Origin of the sequence: Agrobacterium radiobacter (genome assembly GCF_040801995.1) — a bacterium.
Lineage (GTDB): Bacteria > Pseudomonadota > Alphaproteobacteria > Rhizobiales > Rhizobiaceae > Agrobacterium > Agrobacterium radiobacter.
In genome coordinates, this window is the sequence record NZ_JBEGHX010000002.1 from 1026078 (window position 1) to 1050069 (window position 23992).

21 protein-coding genes and 1 tRNA gene are annotated in these 23992 nt (G+C 59.1%); 4 read left to right on the forward strand and 18 right to left on the reverse strand.

Annotation, left to right across the window (positions count from 1 at the left end):
• Nucleotides 1-117 precede the first annotated feature (117 nt).
• Together MRBLRC7O_RS18600 and cpdR are read right to left on the reverse strand one after the other, a co-directional pair.
• Nucleotides 118-192, reverse strand: a tRNA-Val gene (locus MRBLRC7O_RS18600).
• Nucleotides 193-273: 81 nt separating this feature from the next.
• Complete coding sequence (gene cpdR, locus MRBLRC7O_RS18605) at nt 274-636, reverse strand: cell cycle two-component system response regulator CpdR (RefSeq protein ID WP_003497910.1); 363 nt, start codon at nt 634-636, stop codon at nt 274-276.
• Between the two features lie 181 nt (nt 637-817).
• Here cpdR and MRBLRC7O_RS18610 point away from each other — a divergent pair, with 181 nt between their 5' ends.
• Together MRBLRC7O_RS18610 and hisN are read left to right on the forward strand one after the other, a co-directional pair.
• Complete coding sequence (locus MRBLRC7O_RS18610) at nt 818-1702, forward strand: N-formylglutamate amidohydrolase (RefSeq protein ID WP_003505913.1); 885 nt, start codon at nt 818-820, stop codon at nt 1700-1702.
• Between the two features lie 318 nt (nt 1703-2020).
• Nucleotides 2021-2797, forward strand: a complete 777-nt coding sequence (gene hisN / locus MRBLRC7O_RS18615; RefSeq protein ID WP_020810332.1) for a histidinol-phosphatase — start codon at nt 2021-2023, stop codon at nt 2795-2797.
• A gap of 20 nt (nt 2798-2817) precedes the next feature.
• Here the strand turns inward: hisN and MRBLRC7O_RS18620 are convergent, their stop codons facing one another.
• Together MRBLRC7O_RS18620 and MRBLRC7O_RS18625 are read right to left on the reverse strand one after the other, a co-directional pair.
• Nucleotides 2818-3759: an alpha/beta fold hydrolase gene (locus MRBLRC7O_RS18620; protein WP_080867021.1), complete on the reverse strand. Its 942-nt coding sequence runs from the start codon at nt 3757-3759 to the stop codon at nt 2818-2820.
• The gene (locus MRBLRC7O_RS18625; protein ID WP_020810333.1) at nt 3731-3976 is read right to left on the reverse strand and encodes a hypothetical protein; all 246 of its coding nucleotides are present in this window, start codon (nt 3974-3976) and stop codon (nt 3731-3733) included. Before MRBLRC7O_RS18625 ends, MRBLRC7O_RS18620 begins: the two co-directional genes overlap by 29 nt.
• Before the next feature lie 161 nt (nt 3977-4137).
• Here MRBLRC7O_RS18625 and hspL point away from each other — a divergent pair, with 161 nt between their 5' ends.
• Nucleotides 4138-4620: a heat shock protein HspL gene (hspL, locus tag MRBLRC7O_RS18630; protein WP_111820631.1), complete on the forward strand. Its 483-nt coding sequence runs from the start codon at nt 4138-4140 to the stop codon at nt 4618-4620.
• Nucleotides 4621-4682: 62 nt separating this feature from the next.
• Here the strand turns inward: hspL and MRBLRC7O_RS18635 are convergent, their stop codons facing one another.
• Nucleotides 4683-5702 carry a bile acid:sodium symporter family protein gene (locus MRBLRC7O_RS18635; protein WP_003505904.1) on the reverse strand — a complete coding sequence of 340 codons (1020 nt, stop codon included), beginning with the start codon at nt 5700-5702 and terminating at the stop codon, nt 4683-4685.
• Nucleotides 5703-5799: 97 nt separating this feature from the next.
• Here MRBLRC7O_RS18635 and MRBLRC7O_RS18640 point away from each other — a divergent pair, with 97 nt between their 5' ends.
• Complete coding sequence (locus MRBLRC7O_RS18640; protein WP_003505897.1) at nt 5800-6660, forward strand: LysR family transcriptional regulator; 861 nt, start codon at nt 5800-5802, stop codon at nt 6658-6660.
• 55 nt (nt 6661-6715) lie between these two features.
• Here MRBLRC7O_RS18640 and glpK read toward each other — a convergent pair whose 3' ends face one another.
• The 13 genes from glpK to nirB form a co-directional block, all read right to left on the reverse strand.
• Nucleotides 6716-8215, reverse strand: a complete 1500-nt coding sequence (gene glpK, locus MRBLRC7O_RS18645) for a glycerol kinase GlpK (protein WP_080867022.1) — start codon at nt 8213-8215, stop codon at nt 6716-6718.
• A gap of 69 nt (nt 8216-8284) precedes the next feature.
• A complete protein-coding gene (locus MRBLRC7O_RS18650; protein ID WP_003505894.1) occupies nt 8285-10006 on the reverse strand; it encodes an ABC transporter substrate-binding protein in 1722 nt (573 codons plus the stop codon).
• Nucleotides 10007-10081: 75 nt separating this feature from the next.
• Nucleotides 10082-10375, reverse strand: coding sequence for a DUF2160 domain-containing protein (locus tag MRBLRC7O_RS18655; protein WP_003505892.1), 294 nt, complete (start codon nt 10373-10375; stop codon nt 10082-10084).
• Nucleotides 10376-10377: 2 nt separating this feature from the next.
• On the reverse strand, nt 10378-11301 hold the full coding sequence (locus MRBLRC7O_RS18660; protein WP_003505890.1) for a carbohydrate ABC transporter permease: 924 nt from the start codon (nt 11299-11301) through the stop codon (nt 10378-10380).
• Nucleotides 11302-11304: 3 nt separating this feature from the next.
• Entirely contained in the window at nt 11305-12171 is an 867-nt protein-coding gene (locus MRBLRC7O_RS18665) for a carbohydrate ABC transporter permease (RefSeq protein WP_003505888.1), read from the reverse strand.
• A gap of 2 nt (nt 12172-12173) precedes the next feature.
• Nucleotides 12174-13244 (reverse strand): ABC transporter ATP-binding protein, encoded by a 1071-nt coding sequence (locus MRBLRC7O_RS18670; protein WP_003505886.1) that lies wholly within the window; start codon nt 13242-13244, stop codon nt 12174-12176.
• A 12-nt stretch (nt 13245-13256) separates the two neighbouring features.
• Nucleotides 13257-14327, reverse strand: coding sequence for an ABC transporter ATP-binding protein (locus tag MRBLRC7O_RS18675; RefSeq protein WP_080864677.1), 1071 nt, complete (start codon nt 14325-14327; stop codon nt 13257-13259).
• Nucleotides 14328-14364: 37 nt separating this feature from the next.
• Nucleotides 14365-15888 (reverse strand): glycerol-3-phosphate dehydrogenase, encoded by a 1524-nt coding sequence (locus tag MRBLRC7O_RS18680; RefSeq protein ID WP_003505883.1) that lies wholly within the window; start codon nt 15886-15888, stop codon nt 14365-14367.
• Between the two features lie 108 nt (nt 15889-15996).
• Nucleotides 15997-16770, reverse strand: a complete 774-nt coding sequence (locus MRBLRC7O_RS18685; protein ID WP_003505873.1) for a DeoR/GlpR family DNA-binding transcription regulator — start codon at nt 16768-16770, stop codon at nt 15997-15999.
• Between the two features lie 119 nt (nt 16771-16889).
• Nucleotides 16890-18368: a siroheme synthase CysG gene (gene cysG / locus MRBLRC7O_RS18690; protein ID WP_020812586.1), complete on the reverse strand. Its 1479-nt coding sequence runs from the start codon at nt 18366-18368 to the stop codon at nt 16890-16892.
• Nucleotides 18340-20988, reverse strand: a complete 2649-nt coding sequence (locus MRBLRC7O_RS18695) for a nitrate reductase (protein WP_111820632.1) — start codon at nt 20986-20988, stop codon at nt 18340-18342. The genes cysG and MRBLRC7O_RS18695 overlap by 29 nt, the downstream gene beginning before the upstream one ends.
• Before the next feature lie 213 nt (nt 20989-21201).
• Nucleotides 21202-21537 (reverse strand): nitrite reductase small subunit NirD, encoded by a 336-nt coding sequence (gene nirD, locus MRBLRC7O_RS18700; RefSeq protein ID WP_003505867.1) that lies wholly within the window; start codon nt 21535-21537, stop codon nt 21202-21204.
• Between the two features lie 5 nt (nt 21538-21542).
• Nucleotides 21543-23990, reverse strand: coding sequence for a nitrite reductase large subunit NirB (nirB, locus tag MRBLRC7O_RS18705; RefSeq protein WP_020812588.1), 2448 nt, complete (start codon nt 23988-23990; stop codon nt 21543-21545).
• Nucleotides 23991-23992: the final 2 nt, after the last annotated feature.

The following is a 23992-nucleotide window of genomic DNA, read 5'->3' on the forward strand; positions in this document are numbered from 1 at the left end:
TGATGTCGACCAGGTCCCGAAGAATTCTTAAGCTTGAGAAAGGAGGTTGCGGTAAGCGCAGGCCAGAAACGAAAAAAGGGTTTCTGATTGCTCAGAAACCCTTTTCATGAATTCGGATGGTGGGCGTGACAGGGATTGAACCTGTGACCCCTACGATGTCAACGTAGTGCTCTCCCGCTGAGCTACACGCCCTCCGTGGCGGCGGATAGACCACAAAACCGGTTGATGCGTCAACTGCTTTTTTTCGGTTTTGTGAAGGTTTTTTGAGAGGCCTTACGCCACAAGGAGTTTGTTGACCTCATCCACCAGATCGCGCAGATGGAACGGCTTGGAAAGCACCTTGGCGTCCTTCGGAGCCTTCGAATCGGCGTTCAGTGCAACGGCTGCAAAGCCGGTGATGAACATGACTTTCAGGTCCGGGTCGAGTTCGGTCGCGCGCCGTGCAAGCTCGATGCCATCCATTTCGGGCATGACGATATCGGTCAGCAGGAGCGAAAAGGGCTCTTCGCGAAGCCGGTCATAGGCGCTGGCGCCGTTGTCGAAGGAAGAAACCTTGTAACCGGCTTTTTCCAGCGCCTTGACGAGAAAGCGGCGCATATCGTTGTCGTCTTCAGCGAGAAGAATTTTCTGATTCATCATAAGTGACCGTAACTACTCAATGTTTGAAATACCCTAGCCCGATTATAGGATTTTCACGGTAAATATCCTGTGAACACGTGAATCGGTATAGCGCTGCTTAGGCGATAGTATGGACTTGCCGCACCGTAACTGGCAACATGAACATCCCGATTGTTTGCGACATGGTAAATGGCACTGAATGGACTGGGTAACGGGTGAATATGAGCTTTTTGAGGTAACGGAACCTGCCGTTCAAACCCTGCCATTTGTCTATAATTCCCCCCATAGCGGCCGCTGCTACCCCATTTCCTTCCTGGAATCGGCACGGCTCGATTCGCACGAGATCCGCCGCTCCGAAGATCACTTCGTCGACGAGCTGTTCGCGGCAGCACCGGAGATCGGCGCACCGCTTCTGAAGGCGAATTTCCCGCGCGCCTATCTGGACGTCAATCGCGAACCCTACGAACTCGATCCTCGCATGTTCGAAGGCACGTTGCCGCCTTACGCCAATATTGGCTCCATGCGGGTCGCCGGCGGTCTGGGAACGGTGCCGCGCATCGTCGCCGAGAATATGGATATCTATGCCCATCGCCTGCCGGTCGACGAGGCGCTTTCGCGGATCGAGACGATCTACAAGCCCTACCATGCCTGCCTGCGCCGCCTGCTGTCACGCACCCACGCCAATTTCGGAATGGCGGTGCTGATCGATTGCCATTCCATGCCGGGCAATATCCGTGTCGCCGGTTCAAATCTCAGGCCAGATGTGATCATCGGCGATCGCTACGGCACCAGCGCATCCCAGGAAGTCTCCCGCGCCGCCCTGCATTTTCTCGAGGAACTGGGTTTTGTCGCGGTCTGTAACAAACCCTATGCCGGCGGCTTCATCACCGAACATTATGGCCGGCCGATCCGCTCGCTGCATGCGCTGCAGATAGAGGTCAATCGCGCACTTTACGTCGATGAGAAGACGCTTCTGAAAAAAGCCGATTTTCCGGCCATTCAGGCATCGCTTGAAATCTTCATGCGCCAGCTCGGCGTCTTCGTTTCCGAATACGCAATCGAAACGTCGCTCGCTGCCGAGTAGCAGCTCGAATCACCCACTAATTCAATCTTTATCCCGGATCACCTGGCGGCTTGCCGGGCAAAAAAAACCGCGCCTTGGCGCGGTCAAGTCTAGGGAGGAAACACCCAAGGAGGGTATTTACAGTCAAAGACTGCAGGGTCACGCTACGCAGTATCTGCACAATTGTCAATCATTTTATTTTATGCATATTTTTTAGGCTTCTGCTGAAAATATGGAAACACCGGTCCCGTCATCCGTATCAGTGGACGGCGGATGTGATTCCGGTCTATGCATTGCGCCACAGAATTCAGACCCAATATTCAGGCGATGAGGTTTCGCATGCTGCCCGACCGGGATTTCTTCTTCAAACTTGCCGATGCCGCCAGCGCCGAGACGCTTCCCCGCTTCCGCACGGGCATTGCCGTCACCAATAAGCAGGATGGTGGCTACGACCCGGTGACGGAAGGCGATCAGGCAGCAGAAACCGCCATTCGCACCCTGATTGAAGCACATTTTCCGCAGCATGGTATTCTCGGCGAAGAACACGGCAATGTCGGTCTCGACCGCGACCATATCTGGGTCATCGACCCGATCGACGGCACCCGCGCCTTCATTTCGGGCGTGCCTGTCTGGGGCACGCTGATCGGCTTCCAGTCGGCCGGCCGCGCCACGATGGGCATCATGGACCAGCCCTTCACCAAAGAGCGTTATTTCGCCGATGGTGAGGCGGCGTGGTATTTCGGGCCGGATGGCGAGCGGAAGATCCGCACGCGCAATTGCGCTTCGCTATCGGACGCCGTTTTGTTCACCACGACTCCCCACATCTTTACTGCGGAAGAAAAGCCCCTTTACGAAGAAGTGCAGGATCAGGTCCGCCTTTTCCGCTACGGCGTGGATTGTTACGCCTATTGCCTGCTTGCGGCCGGCCATGTCGATCTGGTGATCGAATCCGGCCTGAAGCCCTATGATGTCGGCGCGTTGATCCCCGTCATCGAACAGGCCGGCGGCATCATGACCACCTGGGATGGCGGGCGCCCGGAAAATGGTGGCCGCATTCTCGCAGCCGGCTCAAAAGCGGTGCACGAACAAGCGCTCGCCATTCTGTCCAAACTCTAGGCAACCCGCTTGAGCGGCCATCACTCCGGCGCGAAAAACGCGTCGACGGCCGCCAGCACCTGTTTGCGGAAAACATCGCGCTCATGCAGCAATTCGTGGCGCGCGCCGGTTATCGGGAGAAGCTGCGCCGCCCGGAAATTGCGTGAGAGTTCTTCCTGCGCCTTATAGGGCGTGATCGTATCCAGCATCGGCGCCAGAATAAGCGTCGGTACGGTAATATTCGTCAGGTGATCCTGGCGTTTCACCCGGCCCATGGTCTTCAGCGCTTCATAGACCCAGCGCGCCGTCGGCGCGCCGATGAACAATTCCGAAAACTGCCGGTGCAGGGTCAGATTTCTGGCAAAACGCCTGGCGTCCGAGGTCAGCGGATTGCCGTCGAAATCCCGCTCGCGCTGGTCTCTTCCGAGCTGAACCCTGCCGAGACCGACAAGACTCAAGACCGTAGCAACAATCCGGATCACGGGTGAGGGAACCGATTGCTGGCTATCCAGCTCGATGAAGGGCGAACAAAGGGCCAGACGGTCAATGCGGTTCGACAGGCCGGGAGCAGCTGCAAGTGCTGCAAGCGCGCCGGTGGAATGCGCGATCATGAAGAATGGCAGCCGCGTATCCGGCAGCACCACCTGCTCAAGAAAAAGGCTGATGTCATGCTGGTAGTCGGAGAACCGCCGCACATGCCCGGCACCCGGCTTCTTCAACAGCCTCTCGGAACCGCCCTGCCCGCGTGTATCGAAGGTCGCAACCCAGAAACCCATGGCGGTAAGATCGCCAACCGTTTCGAAATATTTCTCGATACATTCGTTCCTGCCATGCAGCAGAACCACGGTTCCGCGGGCAATATGGCGGCTGGTGCGGAAGATCGCATATCGAAGCTGTTTGCCGCCATGGCCGGTAAAATATCCGACGGTATGGTTGCCGGGAACCGGGTTGTCTTCACTGGCGCGCAATGTGGCTTCGATCATCGGTCTTTTCCGGCTTTTGTGCCTTTTCGGGATAGGTCGGCGGCGCGGGAAGGTCAAAGAAAAAATTGCCGGAACCGTCGGTTAAAGCAGTCGCGGTTCCGGCGAATAAGACAGAAGAAGAAGGGACGTTATTGCTTCTGTCCACGGAGAATGTCTCCGATGACCGATGTTTTATGGCTCTCAAACTGAACGATGCCGGAACCTGACGTTCAGCCATGGTTCATATTGCTTTCACCTTTTCACGCCCCTTGACGCGGCGGCAAGCCATTCCCATCTCATTCATGCGGTCGCCAGAACGGGACCGCGCCATATGTCCGGCCGTAGCCAGAACGGGACGCCGGACTTAACCGCAAACAGTCGCTTCTTAAGGAGGACACCATGCGTCACGTTGATTTTTCCCCCCTCTATCGTTCCACCGTCGGCTTCGACCGTCTTTTTTCGATGCTTGACGGCCTCGGCCAGCCCGAACAGGCCCAGTCCTATCCGCCCTACAATATCGAGCGGACCGGCGAAAACACCTATCGCATCACCATGGCCGTTGCCGGTTTCGATGAGAACGAACTCAGCATCGAATCCCGCGCCAATGCGCTGATGGTGAAGGCCGAGAAGGCCACGGATGAAAAAACCACCGAGGGAGAATTCCTGTATCGCGGCATCGCCACGCGCGCTTTCGAACGCCGCTTCCAGCTTGCCGACCACGTCGAAGTCCAGACCGCTTCCTTGAAGAACGGCCTGCTTCATATCGACCTTGTCCGCAATATTCCGGAAGCGATGAAGCCGCGCCGCATCGCGATCTCGTCCGACAGCGCCGACGCGCCGAAGACGATCGAAGCCCAGATTTCCCCGGCTCAGGTCAACTAAGCTTTTCTGACATGCAAAAAGAACGGCCCCTTAGGGGGCCGTTTTTGTTTGCGGAAATCCTGTCAGCGAGCGGATGCCGCCGCACCCTCTGCAGCAGCCGTTTCCGCGATCGCTGCCTTTTCATGCGCCTTGCGGGCATAACGCTGAGCAAGAACCGCGCAGACCATCAGCTGTATCTGATGGAAGAGCATGATCGGCAGAACGATCGCGCCAATGCTCTGGCCGGCGAAAATCGCGCCCGCCATGGGAACACCACTTGCGAGGCTCTTCTTCGATCCGCAGAAGGTGATGGTGATTTCATCGGCCTTCTCGAAACCGAGCAGACGGCTGCCGAACATGGTTACGCACAGAACAAGCGCCAGAAGCACGATGTTGATGAGGATGACAACGCCGATATCCCTGAGCGAAAACGTGTGCCAGATGCCCTCGATGACAGCGTCGGAGAATGCGAGATAGACCACCATCAGGATCGAACCGCGATCGACCGGGGACAGCAGCTTCTTGCGCGCCCGGATCCAGTCGCCGATCCAGGGCTGCAGAGCCTGCCCGACGATGAACGGCAACAGAAGCTGCAGGAAGATTTGCAGGAACGCGTCCAGCGAAAAGCCGCCGCCATGGCCGCCCACCGTAAACAGCAGGCCAACCAGCAATGGCGTGAGGAACATGCCGAAGATATTCGAGGCCGAGGCCGAACAGATCGCCGCTGGCACGTTTCCGCCCGCCATGGAGGTGAAGGCGATGGAAGACTGTACGGTGGATGGCAGCACGCAGAGAAACAGCACACCCATATAAAGCGGCGCCGGCAGGATGCTTTCGGGAATGAAACCGATTGCCACGCCGAGAAGCGGGAAAAGGCCGAAGGTGACGAGCAGGATCGCCAGATGCAGGCGCCAGTGCAGGATGCCCGCAATCACCACATCCCGCGAAAGCCGCGCACCATGCAGAAAGAAGAGAAGCGCGATCGCCAGTTTCGTCGCAAGGCCGAAATACTCCGCCGGCTCGCCGCTAATCGGCAAGATGGAGGCCAAAATCACGGTGGCCACCAGCATCATGGTGAAACGATCGGGCAGGAAGCGGGTCATGGGAGTCTTTCCGGCATCGGTTTTGCTTGAAACGGGCGTCACTATCGCTCATCATGATTTCGGATGCAAAGATTAACAGTTATCACGATTTGAGATAATGCTGAACCTTCAACATCTTGCCAGCTTCGTCATGCTTCAGCAAACCGGCAGTTTCACGCTTGCTGCCGATCGGCTGGGTATTGGCCAATCCACCGTCAGCCAGCATATTCAAAGGCTTGAGGCAGCCCTTGGCCGCCGGCTGATCGCCCGTAGCACCCATCAGGTGAAACTGACTGGCGAGGGCGAGGCGCTGCTTGGTTATGCCCGCAACATGCTGGAGATCGACAGCAAGGTCTCATCGCTCTTCAGCGAAAACCGTCTGCGCGGGCGGCTGCGGCTCGGCGTCTCGGAGGATTTCGTCGCCAGCCGGCTGACGGCCATTCTGGAGGAATTCATCCGCCTTTATCCGTTGGTGGATCTCGAATTGACGGTCTCGCTGAGCGGCGTGCTTTACCAGATGCAGGATAATGGTGAGCTGGATGTGGTGCTCGCCAAACGCCGCCTCGGCGACAAGCTGGGTCACTTCCTTTACCGCGAACCGCTGGTCTGGCTGGCGCGCGACCCGGAACGCATGCTGAACCAGCCGGACGCCCTGCCGCTGATCGCCTTTCCGCCGCCCAGCATCACCCGAAAGGCGGCGCAGGAAGCATTGGACCGGGCCGGCCTCTCCTGGCGGATCGTCTGCACCTGCGGCAGCCTCAGCGGACTTACCGCTGCTGCAAGAGCGGGCATGGGCATTCTGGTGCAGCCACGCAGCATGGCGCCGGCAGGCCTCAAGGAGATTGCGGCGGGTGTGCTGCCGGCTCTGGAGGATGTGGAATTCGTGCTTCAGCCCAGCAAGGGCGCGGATACGAAGCTGGTGCGCGCCCTTTCCGATCTTGTGTCGAGCAAGAGCATCGCACCTGGCAGCTTCGTATAGATTTCCTAGCGCATTTCCGAAAGCAAAACCGCTTCACACTTTTGCTGGAAATACTCTAGTTTTCCCGTTTCGAGAGGCAGCGGCCGACGCTGTCGCGCCAGCCGGCAATAGCGTTTTTCCGCTCGCCCTCTTCCATATCCGGGCTGAAACGGCGATCACGCCGCCAATGGTCGGCAAAGGCCTTGCGGTCCGGCCAGATACCAGCGCGCGATGCTGCGAGCCATGCGGCACCGAGAATGGTCGTCTCGAGAAAGACAGGACGATCGACGGGTGCTGCAAGAATATCCGCCAGCCGCTGCATGGTCCAATCGGAAGCGACCATGCCGCCATCGACCCTCAGCACCGTCTTGCCATTATCACCCGCCCAGTCCTTGCGCATGGCGTCCAGCAGATCAAAGGTCTGGTAGGCCACGCTTTCCAGCGCCGCGCGCGCAAATTCCGCCGGGCCGGTGCCGCGTGTCAGGCCAAAGATCGCACCCCGCGCCTCGGCGTCCCAGTAAGGCGCGCCAAGACCGGTAAAGGCCGGTACGAGATAAACACGCTGCCTTGGATCGGCCTTTTCGGCAAGCGCACTGACTTCTGATGCAACCGAGATGAAGCCAAGCTCGTCACGCAGCCATTGCACGGCGGCACCTGCGATGAAGATCGAGCCTTCGAGCGCATAGGTCGTGACGCCATCGAGGCGGTAAGCGATCGTCGTCAGCAGGCGATTGGTGGAGGCGACGCGATCAGTGCCGGTGTTGAGAAGCGCAAAGCAGCCGGTGCCATAGGTGGATTTCATCATGCCCGGCTCGAAGCAGGCGTTGCCGATCACGGCCGCCTGCTGATCGCCGGCGACGCCAAGGATCGGGATTTCCGCACCCAGCAGCGACCTGTCCGTCTCGCCGAAATCGGCGGCGCAATCCAGCACTTCCGGCAGCATGGCGCGCGGAATATCGAGGATCGACAGGAGTTCATCATCCCAGGCGTTGTCTTCGATATTGTAGATCAGCGTTCGCGAGGCATTGGTGGCGTCGGTCACATGGCGGCGGCCACCGGTGAGACGGTAGATCAGGAAACTGTCGACCGTGCCGAAGCAGATTTCCCCCTTCACGGCTTTTTCGCGAAGGCCGCTGACGCTGTCGAGAAGCCATTTCAACTTCGTGCCGGAAAAATAGGGATCGAGCAGCAGCCCGGTCTTTTTCGAAAAAAGCGGCTCGAGTCCCCGGCGTTTCAGATCCTCGCAGACAGGCGCGGCGCGCCGATCCTGCCAGACGACGGCGCGATGCACGGCCTCACCGGTATTACGGTCCCAAAGCACGGTCGTTTCGCGCTGGTTGGTGATGCCGATCGCCGCGATATCGGATGCGGCGATGCCGGCATCGGCAAGCGCCAACCGGATGGTTTCCAGCACACTTTTCCAGATATCCTCTGCATCGTGTTCGACCCAGCCGGAGGCCGGGAAATGTTGCGGAAATTCTCGCTGCCCGACACCGATGACCCGCATGTCGCGATCAAAGACCATCGACCTTGTCGATGTCGTTCCCTGATCGATCGCCAGAATATAACCGCCCATTATGCTACTCCCTTTCAGACGCAATGACGGGGCGGCAAAGCCGCCCCGGTTTAAGATTTCATGCAGAAATTACTTCTGCCAGCTTTTGACCAGTTCGTCGTAATTGACGGTGACCGGCTTTTCCTTTTCGTTGGCGATCTTCAACTGCGGCGCCAGATTGCCCTTCGAAACGGCATCCTTGTTCCAGTATTCGATATCGTGCTCTTCCGCCAGTTTCGGACCGATATCGCCCTGCACGCCGGCACGTTCCAGACGGCTCATGACTTTTTCCTGCTCGGCGCAGAGAGAGTCCATTGCGGCCTGAGCCGTCTTTGCGCCCGAAGACGCATCGCCGATCGCCTGCCACCACAGCTGTGCCAGCTTCGGATAGTCAGGAACGTTGGTGCCGGTTGGCGACCACTGCACGCGGGCCGGTGAACGATAGAACTCGATGAGACCACCGAGCTTGGTGGCCCGGTCCGTGAAGCTCTTGTGGTGGATGGTGGTGTCGCGAATGAAGGTCAGACCCACATGGCTCTTTTTCACATCCACGGTCTTGGAGGTCACGAACTGCGCGTAAAGCCAGGCGGCCTTGGCGCGGTCGTCGGGGGTGGATTTCATCAGCGTCCACGAACCCACATCCTGATAACCGAGTTTCATGCCGTCCTTCCAGTAGACGCCATGCGGCGAAGGTGCGACGCGCCATTTCGGCGAACCGTCCTCGTTCACCACAGGCAGGCCGGGCTTGGCCATATCTGCCGTGAAGGCCGTGTACCAGAAGATCTGCTGGGCGATGTTGCCCTGCGCCGGCACCGGGCCGGATTCGGAGAAGGTCATGCCCTGCGCTTCGGGCGGCGCATATTTCTTCAGCCATTCGAGATATTTCTCGATGGAATAGACGGAAGCCGGACCATTGGTATCGCCGCCGCGCGCCACGCAGGAACCGACCGGCTGCGACTTGTCGTTGACCTTGATGCCCCATTCATCGACCGGCAGACCGTTTGGCAGGCCCTTGTCGCCGTTGCCGGCCATGGAAAGCCAGGCATCGGTGAAGCGCCAGCCGAGCGACGGGTCCTTCTTGCCATAGTCCATATGGCCAAAGACCTTCTTGCCATCGACATCGCGGCCGGTGAAGAATTCGGCAATATCCTCATAGGCCGACCAGTTGACGGGCACGCCGAGGTCATAACCATATTTGGCCTTGAAATCGGCCTTGTTCTTTTCGTTGTTGAACCAGTCATAACGGAACCAGTAGAGGTTCGCGAATTGCTGGTCGGGAAGCTGGTAGAGCTTCTTGTCCGGCGCCGTCGTAAAGGCGCTGCCGATGAAATCCTTGAGGTCGAGACCGGGATTGGTGACGTCCTTGCCTTCATTGGCCATGAAGTCGGTCAGGTTGCGCACCTGCTGGTAACGCCAATGGGTGCCGATGAGGTCACTGTCATTGACCCAGCCGTCATAGAGGTTCTGACCGGTCTGCATCTGGGTCTGGATCTTTTCGACCACATCACCTTCCTGGATCAGGTCGTGCGTGACCTTGATACCGGTAATGGCGGTGAAGGCCGGAGCCAGAACCTTGGATTCATACTCATGGGTCGTGAGCGATTCGGAAACGACCTTGATCTCCATGCCCGCGAAAGGTTTCGCGGCATCGACAAACCATTGCAGCTCCTTTTCCTGATCGCCACGCGAAAGCGACGAGAGATCGCCGATTTCCTTGTCCAGAAACTGCTTTGCTTCCTCCATTCCGGCGAAAGCGGAACCCGTCATTGCCAGCAGCATGGCCGCCGTCGTCGTCATCAGATGCCGTCGCATATCAGTCCTCCCAAGGGTTTGCGATTGCATGAAGTCTGCTGGTGCGGTTTTCCTCCGCCGCACCTTTTTCCTGCTCTAGACAAAACGGAAAACGCCGATGGCGTAGACCGCAGACAGAGCGAGAGCCCACCACAGGTTCGGGCCGACCAGCCCGAGCCATGCGAGATGAATGAAGGCGCTGCCGAGCAGCGAGATGAACAACCGGTCGCCGCGCGTGGTCTCGAAGCGCAAGATGCCGAAGCGGGGATTGCCGCCGGGCGAGAGATATTCCCAGAACCACATGCCGACGAGCAGCACGGCAATGGCGCCGAAAAACGCAGCCGTCTGCCAGGTCCAGGCCATCCAGGTAAAATCGGGCATCTTCGTCATGGTCAAACCCTCCCCAGCGCAAAGCCCTTGGCGATGTAATTACGCACGAACCAGATCACCAGCGCGCCGGGGATCAGTGTCAACACGCCGGCGGCGGCAAGCAGGCCCCAGTCCATGCCGGCGGCGGAAACGGTTCGCGTCATGGTCGCGGCAATCGGCTTGGCGTCCGTCGTCGTCAGCGTGCGGGCGATCAGAAGCTCGACCCACGAGAACATGAAGCTGAAGAAGCAGGCGACACCGATGCCGGAAGCGATGAGCGGCATGAAGATCTTCACGAAGAATTTCGGGAAGGAATAGCCGTCAATATAGGCGGTCTCGTCGATTTCCTTCGGCACACCGGACATGAAACCTTCGAGAATCCACACCGCCAGCGGCACGTTGAACAGGCAGTGCGCCAGCGCCACCGCGATATGTGTGTCGATCAGACCGAATGCCGAATAAAGCTGGAAGAAAGGCAGCGCGAAGACGGCGGGCGGCGCCATACGGTTTGTCAGCAGCCAGAAGAACAGGTGCTTGTCGCCCAGAAAACGGTAACGTGAGAAGGCATAAGCCGCTGGAAGCGCCGCCGCGACCGAAATCACCATATTCATCACGACGTAAGTAATCGAATTGATGTAACCCGAATACCAGGATGAATCCGTGAAGATCGTCCTGTAGTTCTGCAACGTTGGCTGGTGCGGATAAAGCGTCATGGACGACACGATTTCCGAATTCGTCTTGAAGCTCATATTGATGAGCCAGTAGATTGGCACGAGCAACAGCACGATATAGATCGTCGGCACCAGCCAGGAAAACCTGGACGGCCCATGGTGACGGCGTGACCTTGCCGTTGCGGCAAAACCAGGCCGTACCGAGGCAGCAACTGCCGCAGAACCAGTACCCATGCCATTACGTTCCACACCGGTCGTGACGTTCGAAGCACTCATGTCTCAAGTCTCCGCGTCGTGGCTGGTCATGACGGTGTAGAACACCCAGGACAGCAGCAGGATGATGAGGAAGTAGATCAGCGACATGGCTGCCGCAGGCCCGAGGTCAAACTGGCCGAGCGCGACCTTCACGAGATCGATGGACAGGAAGGTCGTGGAATTGCCGGGGCCGCCGCCGGTGACGACGAAAGGCTCGGTATAGATCATGAAACTGTCCATGAAGCGTAGCAGGAAGGCGATCAGCAGCACCCGCTTCATCTTCGGCAGCTGGATGTACCGGAACACCGCAAAACGTGACGCGCCATCGATCCTTGCCGCCTGATAATAGGCGTCCGGAATGGAGACAAGGCTGGCGTAGCACAACAGCACGACAAGGCTTGTCCAGTGCCACACATCCATGATGATGACCGTAATCCATGCGTCAACCGGATCGTTGACGTAGTTATAGTCAAGACCAAGCTGATTGGCGTAATAACCGAGCAGTCCGATATCGCTGCGGCCGAACACCTGCCAGATCGTGCCGACAACATTCCAAGGCACCAGCAGCGGCAGCGCCATCGTCACGAGGCAGACCGGCACGCCGATGCCGGATTTGGGCATCTTGAGCGCGATGAATATGCCGAGCGGAATTTCGATCGCCAATATGATGCCGGAAAACACCAGGTTGCGTCCGAGAGCGTTCCAGAAGCGATCGGAACTGAGGATTTCCTCGAACCATTGCGTTCCCGCCCAGAAGAACTGGTTATTGCCGAACGTATCCTGCACCGAATAGTTCACGACGGTCATCAGCGGAATGACGGCAGAAAAGGCGACCAGCACCAGCACCGGCAGCACCATGAACCACGCCTTGTTGTTCCAGCTCTTTTCCATGGTCAGGCTCCCATCTTCACGCGCCAGGAATCGGCAAAGACACCGATCGCGGCCGGATCGAAGCGAACACCCGCTTCCGCCGGAATTTCCTCGTCTTCCGCAACGACGATCGCGAGCTTCTGGCCGGCAAACCGGGCGCGCACGATCTTCTGCCGGCCGATATCCTCGACCTTGTCAACAGTGATGGGCATACCGCCCCGTTCCAGCCGGACGAATTCCGGGCGGATGCCGATCTCGATCCGCTGCTTTCCATCAACCTTCGGCGCACCTGCCAGCGGCACGCCGAGGCCGCCGACAACCGCCGTCGCCCCTTCGATGCTGGCGGGCAGCACGTTCATGCCCGGTGAGCCGATGAAATAACCGACGAAAGTGTGTCCCGGCCGTTCGAAAAGCTCGGCGGGCGTGCCGATCTGGACGATCTGCCCGTCATACATGACGACCACCTTGTCCGCGAAGGTCAAAGCCTCGGTCTGGTCATGGGTCACATAGACCATGGTGAAACCGGACTGGCGATGCAGGCGCTTCAGCTGCGAGCGCAGCACCCACTTCATATGCGGATCGATCACCGTCAGCGGTTCGTCGAAAAGAATGGCATTGACGTCGGAACGTACCAGGCCGCGCGCCAGCGAAATCTTCTGCTTCTGGTCTGCCGTCAATCCGCGCGCATGGCGTTTGGCCATGCCGGAAAGATCGGTCATTTCGAGAATTTCCCGCACCCGGCGGTCCACCTCGGCCTCCGGCACATGCCGGTTGCGCAGCGGAAAGGCGAGATTGTCGTAGACCGTCATCGTGTCGTAGACGACCGGGAACTGAAACACCTGCGCAATATTGCGGTCTTCGGTGGCAAAATCGGTCACGTCAGTTCCGTCAAAGGCGATGCGGCCTTCCGACGGACGCAGCAGGCCGGAAATGATGTTGAGCAGCGTGGTCTTGCCGCAGCCGGAAGGCCCGAGCAGCGCATAGGCGCCGCCGTCCTCCCATTCGTGATGAACTTCCTTCAGGGCATATTCGCCGGCAGCCTGCGCCTTGGCATTATAGGCGTGGCGGATATGATCGAGCGTGATGCGTGCCATGACCGATCTCCCTTACGCCGCTTCGCCGATGGCGCGGCCATTCGCGTCAAAGGCCATCAGGTGTTTTGTATCGAGAAAGAGCTCGATATCTCTGTCCGGTTCGATGTCGTGGATGCCATGCGCCAGCATGACCCAGCGCCTGCCGGAAAATTCCACATGCACGAAGCTCTCCGATCCGGCGATTTCCGAAATCAGCGTCCGCGCCCGGATGGATTGCCGCGCCTCACCCTTCGCATGCGGGAAAAGATGATGCGGCTGGAAAGCAATGGTCAAAGGTCCGTCCGGCACGGCCGCAAGATGCGCCGGCACCGTGACAACGGCCTGATTGGCACGGGTGAAAGCCCCACCCGTCTTGATGACCTCGATGGTGTTGAGCGGCGGGTCGGCGAAGATTTCCGCGGTCACGATATCCACCGGACGCCGGTAGACCTCGATCGTGCGGCTAAACTGCGTCACCCGCCCTTCGTTAAGCGTCGCGGTATTGCCGCCCAGCAGCAGCGCTTCTGACGGTTCGGTCGTGGCATAAACGAAGATCGCACCGGATTCCGCAAAAATGCGCGGCAGTTCCTCACGCAATTCTTCGCGCAGCTTGTAATCGAGATTGGCCAGCGGCTCGTCGAGCAGCACCAGATTGGCGTTCTTGACGATGGCTCTTGCAAGCGCGGTGCGCTGCTGCTGGCCACCAGAAAGATTGAGGGGCGTGCGGTCTAGATAGGGCGTCAGCTTCAGAAGCTCGGCCGCCTTCCTGACCTCCCTGTCGATGGTCGCCTGATCCTTGCCGGCAACCCGCATCGGCGAAGCGATATTTTCATAAACCGAGAGCGCCGGATAGTTGATGAACTGCTGATAGACCATGGCGACATTACGCTTCTGCACCGGAAAGCCCGTCACGTCCTCGCCATTAAAAAAGATCTCGCCGGCGCTCGGCTTGTCCAGCCCGGCCATCAGCCGCATCAGCGTCGTTTTGCCCGAAAGTGTCGGTCCAAGCAGGACGTTCAGGCTTCCGCGCTGCAACGTCAGATCGATCGGGTGAATATGATACTCACCGCCAACCATCTTCGAGACGTTTCGCAATTCAAGCATGGTGATCCAAAGCCTCCTCCGCTTTTCGATCGGATCGTCAGATTGCCTTCAAGCGTTCACCCGCAATATCTTCGATATAATCCTCCAGCCCACGCACCTCTTCGGGGGTTAAAAACAGCCCCTGCTTGGTGCGGCGCCACAGAATATCCTCCGCCGTCAGCGCCCATTCCCTCGCCATCAGCCAGCGAACCTCAGCCTCGTAGAGCGTGCCGCCGAAAAACCGCCCCATCGCCGCCGTCTCAGTCGCATTGCCGATCAGCGCCGTCGCATCCGTTCCGTAGCAGCGCACAAGCCGCTTTGCATGACGCTCTTCGAGAAAGGGGTAACGTGAACGCAGCGCCGAAACTTCCGCGACGTAGGCTTCGGCACCGAAATCTCCACCCGGCAAATGCGAGCCCGCGGTCCATGGCGCACCCTTTTCACCCAGCGCATCGCCGATTTTTTCAAGAGCATGTTCGGCAAGCCGCCGATAGGTGGTGAGCTTGCCGCCGAAAATATTGAGAAGCGGCGCTTCGCCTTCCGCCCCTTCGGTTTTCAGCACATAATCGCGGGTCGCTTCCTGCGCTTTTGACGCGCCGTCATCGAACAAGGGCCGCACGCCGGAATAGGTCCAGACGATATCCGCCGGCCCCACCGGTTCAGCGAAATATTCGCTCGCCGCATTGCAAAGATAGCTGATCTCCTCGTCGCTGATCTTAACAGCACGGGGGTCGGCGGTATAGTCGCGATCCGTCGTGCCGATCAGCGTAAAGTCCTGTTCGTAAGGGATGGCGAAGATAATGCGGCCATCAGGATTCTGGAAAAAATAGGCGCGCGGATCGGAAAACTTCTTGCGCACGATGATGTGGCTGCCCTGCACGAGGCGGACATTGTGGACATTGTTTTTACCGAATGTCGAAGACAGCACCTTGTCCACCCAGGGGCCGGCGGCATTCACCAGCATGCGCGCCCGGTGGGTCTTGGCTTCTCCGGCGACATTTTTCGTTTCAATCCGCCAGAAGGCGCCTTCGCGCCGGGCCGAAACCACCTGCGTACGATTGAGGATCAAAGCACCGCGATTAGCGGCATCGCGGGCATTCAGCACCACAAGACGGGCATCGTCCACCCAGCCATCCGAATATTCAAAGGCGCGGGCGAAAATCGGCTTCAGCGGCTTTCCGGCGGGATCACGGCGCAGATCAAGCGAGCGTGTGGCGGGCAAAAGCTTGCGGCCGCCGAGATGGTCGTAAAGAAATAACCCGAGACGCACGAGCCAGGCCGGGCGCACGCCACCCTTCTGGAACGGTAGTACGAAGCGCATCGGCCAGATGATGTGCGGCGCCATGGCCCACAGCACCTCACGCTCCATAAGCGCTTCGCGCACCAGACGAAATTCGTAATGTTCGAGATAACGCAAACCGCCATGGATGAGTTTGGTCGCGGCGGACGAGGTGCCGGAGGCAAAATCGTTCATTTCCGCAAGCGCCACGGAATAGCCCCTGCCAACGGCGTCACGCGCGATGCCGCAGCCATTGATACCGCCGCCGATCACGAAAATATCGTGAATTGCCTCGTCAGACATGGACCCTCCCGTGCTTTCATCGACGCTCTCCTCATCGATATATTGAAAGCACAGCCATCTAATTCGAAGACAAAACGAATGTCAAACGAAATCAAAAAGCCCCTTGAATCAGGCGTCGCGACCCTCGGTTTCGATCAGCCGGACATCGTGATCGGCACAGATGGTACGGATGGAATCAACAGGACAATGATCGGTAATGAAGGTGTGCACCTGGGAAAGATGACCGATACGCACGGGGGCCGTGCGCTCGAATTTAAGCGAATCCGACACCAGAATGACATGGCGCGCATTGGAGATGATCGCCTGCGCCACCTTGACCTCACGGAAGTCAAAGTCGAGCAAAGCCCCGTCTTCATCGATGGCCGAAACGCCGATGACGGCAAAATCAACCTTGAACTGGCGGATGAAATCCACAGCCGCCTCGCCGACGATACCACCATCGGAACCGCGCACGACACCGCCGGCAATCACCACTTCGATGCCGGGGAAAACCCTCAACCTGTTGGCAACATTGATGTTGTTGGTAATAACCATCAACTCGTGATGATCCGCGAGCGCTTCACCAACTGCCTCGGTCGTCGTGCCTATATTGATGAAAAGCGACGAGTTATTGGGGATGAGGGCGGCGGCAGCGGCGCCGATCGCCTGTTTTTCGGAGGATGCGATGGCGCGGCGCGCCTCGTATTTGACGTTTTCATTGCCGCTTGGAAAGAGCGCGCCGCCGTGGATGCGGGTCAGCACCCGCGTATCGCAGAGATCGTTCAGATCCTTGCGGATCGTCTGGGGGGTCACCGAAAACCGCGCCGCCAGTTCATCGACCAGCACCCGGCCGTTCGCTTTCGCCAGCGCAACGATTTCATCCTGACGCGGTGTGAGCAGCATTTCACCCTCCCTCCTCTTTCAATTTTTTCGTTTTATTGAAGAGCGAACGAAAAACCAATGTCAAGGGAGGGTTTACGGTGAGAAGGATCGCCGGTTAGCGGAAACCATCAAAAATCTTGTTAGCCGGCTTTTTGAACAGGCCCAGCATCGGCTTCCTCGTTGCGGGTAACGGAAAATGCCGCGGAGGCGTTATGGAACGTATCACCGATGCCAATCAGCACAGGTTCGTTCACGCCCAGTCTCTCGACCGCGGCAGCCAGTTGCGCAAGCGAACCGCACCATCGTCGCTCATTGGCGCGGCTGACGGAAATCATCACCACCACGGGTGTCGATGCGGGCATTCCCTGGGCAAGCAGGCAGGACTGAATATCGCCGGCGGTTCGTCCGCCCATATAAAAGACAGTGGTGACGGAGGGGTTCGACAGGGACTGCCAGTCGATATTCTCCGGCAGCTTCCCCTGCCGGGAATGACCAGTGATGAAGCGTACCGACTGGGCATGGTCGCGATGGGTCAAGGACACGCCTAGGCGCGAGGCCATGGCGCTTGCGGCAGTGATGCCGGGCACGACTTCGACCGGGATATTTTCGGCCTCCAGCGCGGCGATCTCCTCGCCGGCGCGCCCGAAAATCATCGGATCGCCGGATTTCAGCCGCACCACCCGTTTTCCGGCCTTGGCGAGGCGGATCATCATCTCGTTGATGTCTTCCTGCCTGCAGCTTTCCCGGCCACCACGTTTGCCAACCAGCATGCGCTTCGCCTCCCGCCGCGCCAGTTCCAGCACTTCGGCTGAAACAAGATCGTCGAACAGGATGACATCGGCCGCCTGCAAAGCGCGCACCGCTTTCAGAGTCAGCAGTTCGGCATCGCCCGGTCCGGCGCCTACAAGCGTCACCAGCCCGGCGCGCGAACCCACCCGACCGGCCTGCGTTCCGATATCCGCAAGCAGCCGTTCTTCGCTGCCTTCATCCAGCCTTTCGGTGAACGCCCGATCGACGAATTTTTCCCAGAAAGAGCGTCGCGCCGGACCCGGCACGAGTCGCAGATTGACGCGCTCGCGAATTGTCTGGGCAAGCGCGCCCCAGTCCTTGAGGGCCAGCGGCAGCAAGGTTTCGATGCGCCGGCGGATGGCCTGCGCCAGGATGGGTGCGGCGCCATCGGTGGAAATCGACACCACCACCGGCGAGCGATTGACGATGGAGCCGAACTGGAACTGGCAGAACTCCGGCTTGTCGATGACATTGACGGGAATGCCAGCCGCTCGTGCGGCATGGTAAAATCTTTCCGCCTCTTCATCGGTCTCGCAATCCGCCAGCGCTAGTTCCGCGCCCTTGAAAATATCCGCACCCCATGAACGGTCATGCCATATCAGCATCGGGCTTTTTGCGACGAGCGTCGCGAAGCTTTCCGAAAGCTCGCTTTCCTCACAATAAAGATGAAGTTCCGCCCCGCAGGCCAGCAGCAGTTCCGCCTTCCAGGCCGCCCCATCCGATCCGCCCGCCAAAACCACGCGCTTGCCCTCAAGTCCCCAGAAGACAGGCAACTTGGCGAGCTTCTCCATACGAGCCGGTTCATTCCGCTGCGGTTTTAAGGCATCCATCGATGATCCCCCTGATTTCAGCGCGGCAGGAGCCGCAATTGGTTCCGGCATTCAACGCCTTGCCGATGGCTTCGACACTGTGGCAGCCATCACGGATAGCGGCCGTGATCTGGTTCACCCCGACATTGAAGCAGGAGCAGACCGTCGCACCCGGATCAGCCCGGCCCGCACCGGGACGCCCGGCGACCAGCGCAAAGCGCATGCGCAAATCCTCGTGGCGCTCAGTAAGTTGCGAGATCGCCCAGTTGCGGGCAACGGCCACCGGTTCATTGGCAATGAACAGTGCCGCAAGCAGTGTTTCGCCGTCGAAAAAGGCGAGACGCAGATCGCCCGTCTGCCGGTCGCTGTAACCCAGCGGCTCGATCCTGGCATCGATGCCGAAAACCTGCCGCGCCCAGAGCGTCCAGTCCTGCGGCTCTTCGGCAAAGGCAAGCTCCATGCGATAGCCGCCATCGGCTTTGGCGATGGCCCAGTAGGCGCAATCCGGCGCATCGGGCCGGGTGCGGGAAATGGCAAAACCATAGGCCTTCGCCGCAAAACGCCTTGCCTTCACCGCCACGTTTTTCGAAGCGGGCTGGCCGGAATGCGGATCCGTAACAGGTGCCACAACCATATCGATGCGCGCCCGCGAGGCAAACTGATCGTTCCAGTGCATCGGTACGAAGACCGAACCGCGCGCCTGCCTTTCGCTGACCAGCGCCCGCAGCAGAACCTTGCCATGGGGACTTTCCAGCTCCACTAGATCGGCGCTTTCAATTCCCAGCGCCTGCGCATCGCGCGGGTGAAGCTCGGCGAAGGGTTCGGCGATATGGGCGGTAAGCCGCGCGCTTTTGCCGGTGCGGGTCATGGTGTGCCATTGATCGCGGATGCGGCCGGTATTCAGTGTCAGCGGATAGTCGGGTGACGTCCTGCGGGTGTCCGGCAAGGCGGTGGCTATGAACCGCGCCTTGCCATCGCCATGATAAAACCGGCCATCCGCGAAAAAGCGGGTAACGGTGGCGTCACTGGATTCGGCTCTCGGCCATTGAAAGGGTGTCATCGCATCATAGGAATCCCGTTCGACACCGCTAATATCGAAATCGCGACTGCCCGCATTCTCAAAGCCGGAAAGAGCGGCGTGTTCGGCGAAAATCTCCGATGCCTGGCCAAAGGCGAAGGCTGCGTCAAAACCCATGCGCCGACCCACTTCCGCCATTTGCCACCAGTCAGCCTTCGCTTCACCCGGAGCATCGAGAAAACCGCGCTGACGCGAAATCCGTCGTTCGGAATTGGTGACGGTGCCGTCCTTTTCGCCCCAGCCGAGCGAGGGCAGGAGGACATCGGCATGGCGGGCCGTATCGGTACTGGCCATGACCTCGGAGACCACAACGAAAGGACAGGCCTTGATGGCCGCCTCGACGGCACCGGCATCCGGCATGGAAACCACCGGATTGGTCGCCATGATCCACAGCGCCTTGATGCGGCCGTCGGCCACCGCCCTGAACATATCCACCGCTTTGAGGCCGGGCTTTTGCGCAATGGCGGGTGAGGTCCAGAAGCGCTGCACGCGATCACGGTCGTCAGCATTTTCGATAGCCATATGGGCGGCCAGCATATTGGCCAGTCCGCCGACCTCGCGTCCGCCCATGGCGTTCGGCTGCCCGGTCAGCGAAAACGGGCCCATACCCGGCCGGCCGATGCGGCCGGTGGCAAGGTGGCAATTGATGATGGCGTTGACCTTGTCCGTGCCGCTCTGCGACTGGTTGACGCCCTGGCTGTAACAGGTGACGGTTTTTTCCGTGCGTTCGAACAATTCGTAAAAGGAAATCAGTTCGGCGATTGTCAGGCCGGTGGTCTCGGCGATATCGGGCAGGCTGTATTCGGTTGCTGCCTGCATCGCAGCGCCAAAGCTGACCGTATGGTTTTCCACATAGCCTTGATCGATTGCAGAACTATCGGCAAGATGCGCCAGCAAGCCGACAAACAGCGCCACATCTCCATCCGGGCGGATGGCGAGATGCATATCGGCAATATCGGCACTCATCGTCCGGCGCGGATCGATGACGACGACCTTCATCTCCGGCCGCGCCGATTTTGCGGCGGCAAGGCGCTGATAGAGAACCGGGTGGCACCAGGCGAGATTGGAACCGGTGAGAATCACCAGATCGGCGAGCTCCATATCCTCATAGGTGCCGGGCACCGTGTCAGCCCCGAAAGCGCGGCGATGGCCGGCGACCGAAGACGACATGCAAAGTCTTGAATTCGTATCGATATTGGCCGAGCCGATGAAACCTTTCATCAGCTTGTTAGCGAGGTAATAATCCTCCGTCAGCAATTGGCCGGAGACGTAAAAGGCCACCGAATCCGGGCCATGCTCGGCTATGGCTTCAGAAAAGCGGGTGGCGACGAGATCAAGGGCTTCGTCCCACGTCGCCCGTCTGCCGTCAATTTCGGGATGGAGAAGGCGGCCATCGAGATCGATGGTTTCGGCCAGAGCCGAACCCTTGGAACACAGCCGGCCGAAATTGGCGGGGTGGTCCTGATCGCCTTTGACGGAAACGGCGCCATTGTCGTTGACGGTGGCGATGACACCGCAGCCGACGCCGCAATAGGGACAGGTGGTTTTTGTTTCAACGGGCATGGGTTTGCCCTCTCAGTGCGTGGCGCTTCCCCCCTCTGTCCTGCCGGACATCTCCCCCTCAAGGGGGGAGGTCGACAAGCGTAAGGCTCCCCGCTCTATATCGACGGGCGGCGCGGCCAGCTGGGAACGGAAGCGCGTGCCGCAATTGATCTCCCCCCTTGAGAGGGAGATGTCCGGCAGGACAGAGGGGGGTAAAATCGCCGCCATCGCAATTCACTCCGCCGCAATCATCAGAGTTTCAAGCGCGATGGAAAGCCGGCCGTCGAGATTGCGGACGGGGATAGTCTTCACCTCACCCTCATCCGCCCCCAAGGCCTTGCCGGTTTCCAGCGAAATCACCCAATTGTGCAACGGACACGTCACCGAAGCCCCGTGCACGATGCCCTGAGACAGCGGCCCGCCCTTGTGCGGGCAATGATCCTCGATGGCGAAGACCTGATTTTCCGCCGTGCGGAATACGGCGATCTTGCCCATCGGCGTTTTCACGCAACGTGCGCCGCGCAGCGGGATGTCGGAGATGTCGCCAATATCAATCCAGTTGCTGTCCATCGTTCTCACTCCGCCGCTTCACTGAAACCGATTGCCGCCATGGGCCTGAACTCATGCTTGTCGTGTCCGGATACACGTTCGGACCATGGATCAACCTGCGCGAATTTCTGGCTGAAGACGAAGCGGTCGAAATAGCCCTTACGCTTTTCAGCATCGTCCATGATCTGGCGACGGACTTCGTCGTAGCCGATACGCTTGGCCCATTTGTAAATACGCTCGAGGTAACGCGCCTGTTCGCGATACATCTGGGTCAGCGCCACGATATGCTCCAGCGCCTCATCCTCGGTCCTCACGAGACCGAGCACTTCGGTGCCCTTGATATCGAGACCGGCGGCACCGGCGAAATGGATTTCAAAACCGGAATCGACGCAGATGACGCCGATATCCTTGCAGGTGGCCTCCGCACAGTTGCGCGGACAGCCCGAGACGGCGAGCTTAAGCTTGGCCGGCGTCCACGAGCCCCACATGAATTTTTCGATGCGGATGCCGAGACCGGTGGAATCCTGCGTGCCGAAACGGCACCATTGCTGGCCCACGCAGGTCTTTACGGTACGCAGCCCCTTGGCATAGGCCTGACCGGAGATAAAACCGGCCTTGCCGAGATCGGCCCAGACCGCCGGCAAATCCTCCTTCTCGATACCGAGAAGATCGATGCGCTGGCCGCCGGTCACCTTCACCATCGGGATTTCGAACTTGTCGACCACATCCGCAATTGCCCGGAGCTCAGAGGAAGAGGTGACGCCGCCCCACATGCGCGGGACGACGGAATAGGTGCCGTCCTTCTGGATATTGGCGTGAACGCGCTCATTGATATAACGCGACTGATAATCGTCGGCATATTCATCCGGAAAGTCGCAGACGAGGTAATAATTGAGCGCCGGCCGGCACTTGGCGCAGCCGCAGGAGGTTTTCCATTCCAGCTCCTGCATCACGGCGGGAATGGTCTTCAGGCCCTTGGCCTTGATGAGACGGCGCACATCGTCATGGCCGAGATCGGTGCATTTGCACATGGGCTGCACGGCGGCGGGATTGTAGCTGTCGCCCAGCGTTATCGTCATCAACTGCTCGACAAGACCGGTGCAATTACCGCAGGAGGCGGACGCCTTGGTGTGGGCGCGCACATCGTCCAGCGAGGTCAGCCCTTTGGAAGTTATAACCGAAGTGATCTTGCCCTTGCAGACGCCGTTGCAGCCGCAGATTTCCGCATCATCCGGCAAGGCTGCAACGGCCGCCATAGGGTCCAGCGGAGACCCTCCCTGATAGGCCTGGCCGAAGATAAGGGTTTCGCGCATGGTCGAGATATCGGTCGATTTCTTCATCAGGTCGAAGAACCACGACCCATCCGCCGTCTCGCCATAAAGAACCGCGCCAATGATGCGGTTTTCCTTGAGAATGAGACGCTTGTAGACGCCGGCGGTGGCATCGCGCAGCACGATTTCCTCGCGGTCATCGCCTTCGGCGAAGTCGCCGGCGGAAAACAGGTTGATGCCTGTCACCTTCAGCTTCGTATTGGTGACAGAGCCGTGATATTCGGCCGAACCGCCGCAAAGCCGGTCAGCCAGCACGCGGGCCGATTCATAAAGCGGCGCAACGAGGCCATAGCACATGCCGCGATGCTCGGCGCATTCGCCGAGCGCGTAGATCGAGGCGTCCGACGTCATCATGCCGTCATCCACCACGATGCCGCGATTGACGGCGATGCCGGCTTCCTTGGCGAGACCCGAGGCCGGGCGGATACCGACCGCCATCACCACCATATCGCCCTTGATGATCCGGCCGTCCTCGAGCTCGATGCCCTCGACCTTGTCCTCACCGAGAATGCACTTGGTGTTGGCCTTGGTGATGATGTCGATGCCGCGCTCGTTCAGCGCCTTTTCTAAGAGATAGGCCGCTGCCGGATCGAGCTGACGCTCCATGATCGTCGGCATCAGATGGATGACGGTGACATCCATGCCCTGACGCTTCAGCCCGTAAGCCGCCTCCAGCCCGAGAAGACCCGCACCGATGACGATGGCGCGGCCTTTGCCTTCAGCGATTTCCAGCATCTTCGTCACGTCGTCGAGATCGCGATAGGCGAGCACGCCGGGTAATTGATGACCGGGAACGGGAATGATGAAGGGCAGGGAACCGGTGGCGATCACCAGCCTGTCGTAAGAGGCCGTGATGCCGTTTTCGCTGGTCACGGTTTTCTTGTCACGGTCGATGCCGGTGACTTTCGCGCCCTTGTGCAGCGTCACATTATTAGCCGCATACCATTCGTCATTATGAATGACGATGTCCTCATAGCTCTTTTCGCCTGAGAGTACCGGCGAGAGCATGATGCGGTCGTAATTGACGCGCGGTTCGGCGTTGAAAATCGTGACGTCGTAAAGGCCGGGGGCGGTTTCGAACAGGTTCTCCAGCATGCGCCCCGGCGCCATGCCATTGCCGATGATGACGAGTTTTTGCGCCATAG

What these genes read in the sequence shown, in the direction of transcription:
- cpdR (WP_003497910.1), bottom strand. Translation starts at nt 636, where the DNA reads ATGAATCAGAAAATTCTTCTCGCTGAAGACGACAACGATATGCGCCGC.
- MRBLRC7O_RS18610 (WP_003505913.1), top strand. Translation starts at nt 818, where the DNA reads ATGGACTGGGTAACGGGTGAATATGAGCTTTTTGAGGTAACGGAACCT.
- hisN (WP_020810332.1), top strand. Translation starts at nt 2,021, where the DNA reads ATGCTGCCCGACCGGGATTTCTTCTTCAAACTTGCCGATGCCGCCAGC.
- MRBLRC7O_RS18620 (WP_080867021.1), bottom strand. Translation starts at nt 3,759, where the DNA reads ATGATCGAAGCCACATTGCGCGCCAGTGAAGACAACCCGGTTCCCGGC.
- MRBLRC7O_RS18625 (WP_020810333.1), bottom strand. Translation starts at nt 3,976, where the DNA reads ATGGCTGAACGTCAGGTTCCGGCATCGTTCAGTTTGAGAGCCATAAAA.
- hspL (WP_111820631.1), top strand. Translation starts at nt 4,138, where the DNA reads ATGCGTCACGTTGATTTTTCCCCCCTCTATCGTTCCACCGTCGGCTTC.
- MRBLRC7O_RS18635 (WP_003505904.1), bottom strand. Translation starts at nt 5,702, where the DNA reads ATGACCCGCTTCCTGCCCGATCGTTTCACCATGATGCTGGTGGCCACC.
- MRBLRC7O_RS18640 (WP_003505897.1), top strand. Translation starts at nt 5,800, where the DNA reads ATGCTGAACCTTCAACATCTTGCCAGCTTCGTCATGCTTCAGCAAACC.
- glpK (WP_080867022.1), bottom strand. Translation starts at nt 8,215, where the DNA reads ATGGGCGGTTATATTCTGGCGATCGATCAGGGAACGACATCGACAAGG.
- MRBLRC7O_RS18650 (WP_003505894.1), bottom strand. Translation starts at nt 10,006, where the DNA reads ATGCGACGGCATCTGATGACGACGACGGCGGCCATGCTGCTGGCAATG.
- MRBLRC7O_RS18655 (WP_003505892.1), bottom strand. Translation starts at nt 10,375, where the DNA reads ATGACGAAGATGCCCGATTTTACCTGGATGGCCTGGACCTGGCAGACG.
- MRBLRC7O_RS18660 (WP_003505890.1), bottom strand. Translation starts at nt 11,301, where the DNA reads ATGAGTGCTTCGAACGTCACGACCGGTGTGGAACGTAATGGCATGGGT.
- MRBLRC7O_RS18665 (WP_003505888.1), bottom strand. Translation starts at nt 12,171, where the DNA reads ATGGAAAAGAGCTGGAACAACAAGGCGTGGTTCATGGTGCTGCCGGTG.
- MRBLRC7O_RS18670 (WP_003505886.1), bottom strand. Translation starts at nt 13,244, where the DNA reads ATGGCACGCATCACGCTCGATCATATCCGCCACGCCTATAATGCCAAG.
- MRBLRC7O_RS18675 (WP_080864677.1), bottom strand. Translation starts at nt 14,327, where the DNA reads ATGCTTGAATTGCGAAACGTCTCGAAGATGGTTGGCGGTGAGTATCAT.
- MRBLRC7O_RS18680 (WP_003505883.1), bottom strand. Translation starts at nt 15,888, where the DNA reads ATGTCTGACGAGGCAATTCACGATATTTTCGTGATCGGCGGCGGTATC.
- MRBLRC7O_RS18685 (WP_003505873.1), bottom strand. Translation starts at nt 16,770, where the DNA reads ATGCTGCTCACACCGCGTCAGGATGAAATCGTTGCGCTGGCGAAAGCG.
- cysG (WP_020812586.1), bottom strand. Translation starts at nt 18,368, where the DNA reads ATGGATGCCTTAAAACCGCAGCGGAATGAACCGGCTCGTATGGAGAAG.
- MRBLRC7O_RS18695 (WP_111820632.1), bottom strand. Translation starts at nt 20,988, where the DNA reads ATGCCCGTTGAAACAAAAACCACCTGTCCCTATTGCGGCGTCGGCTGC.
- nirD (WP_003505867.1), bottom strand. Translation starts at nt 21,537, where the DNA reads ATGGACAGCAACTGGATTGATATTGGCGACATCTCCGACATCCCGCTG.
- nirB (WP_020812588.1), bottom strand. Translation starts at nt 23,990, where the DNA reads ATGGCGCAAAAACTCGTCATCATCGGCAATGGCATGGCGCCGGGGCGC.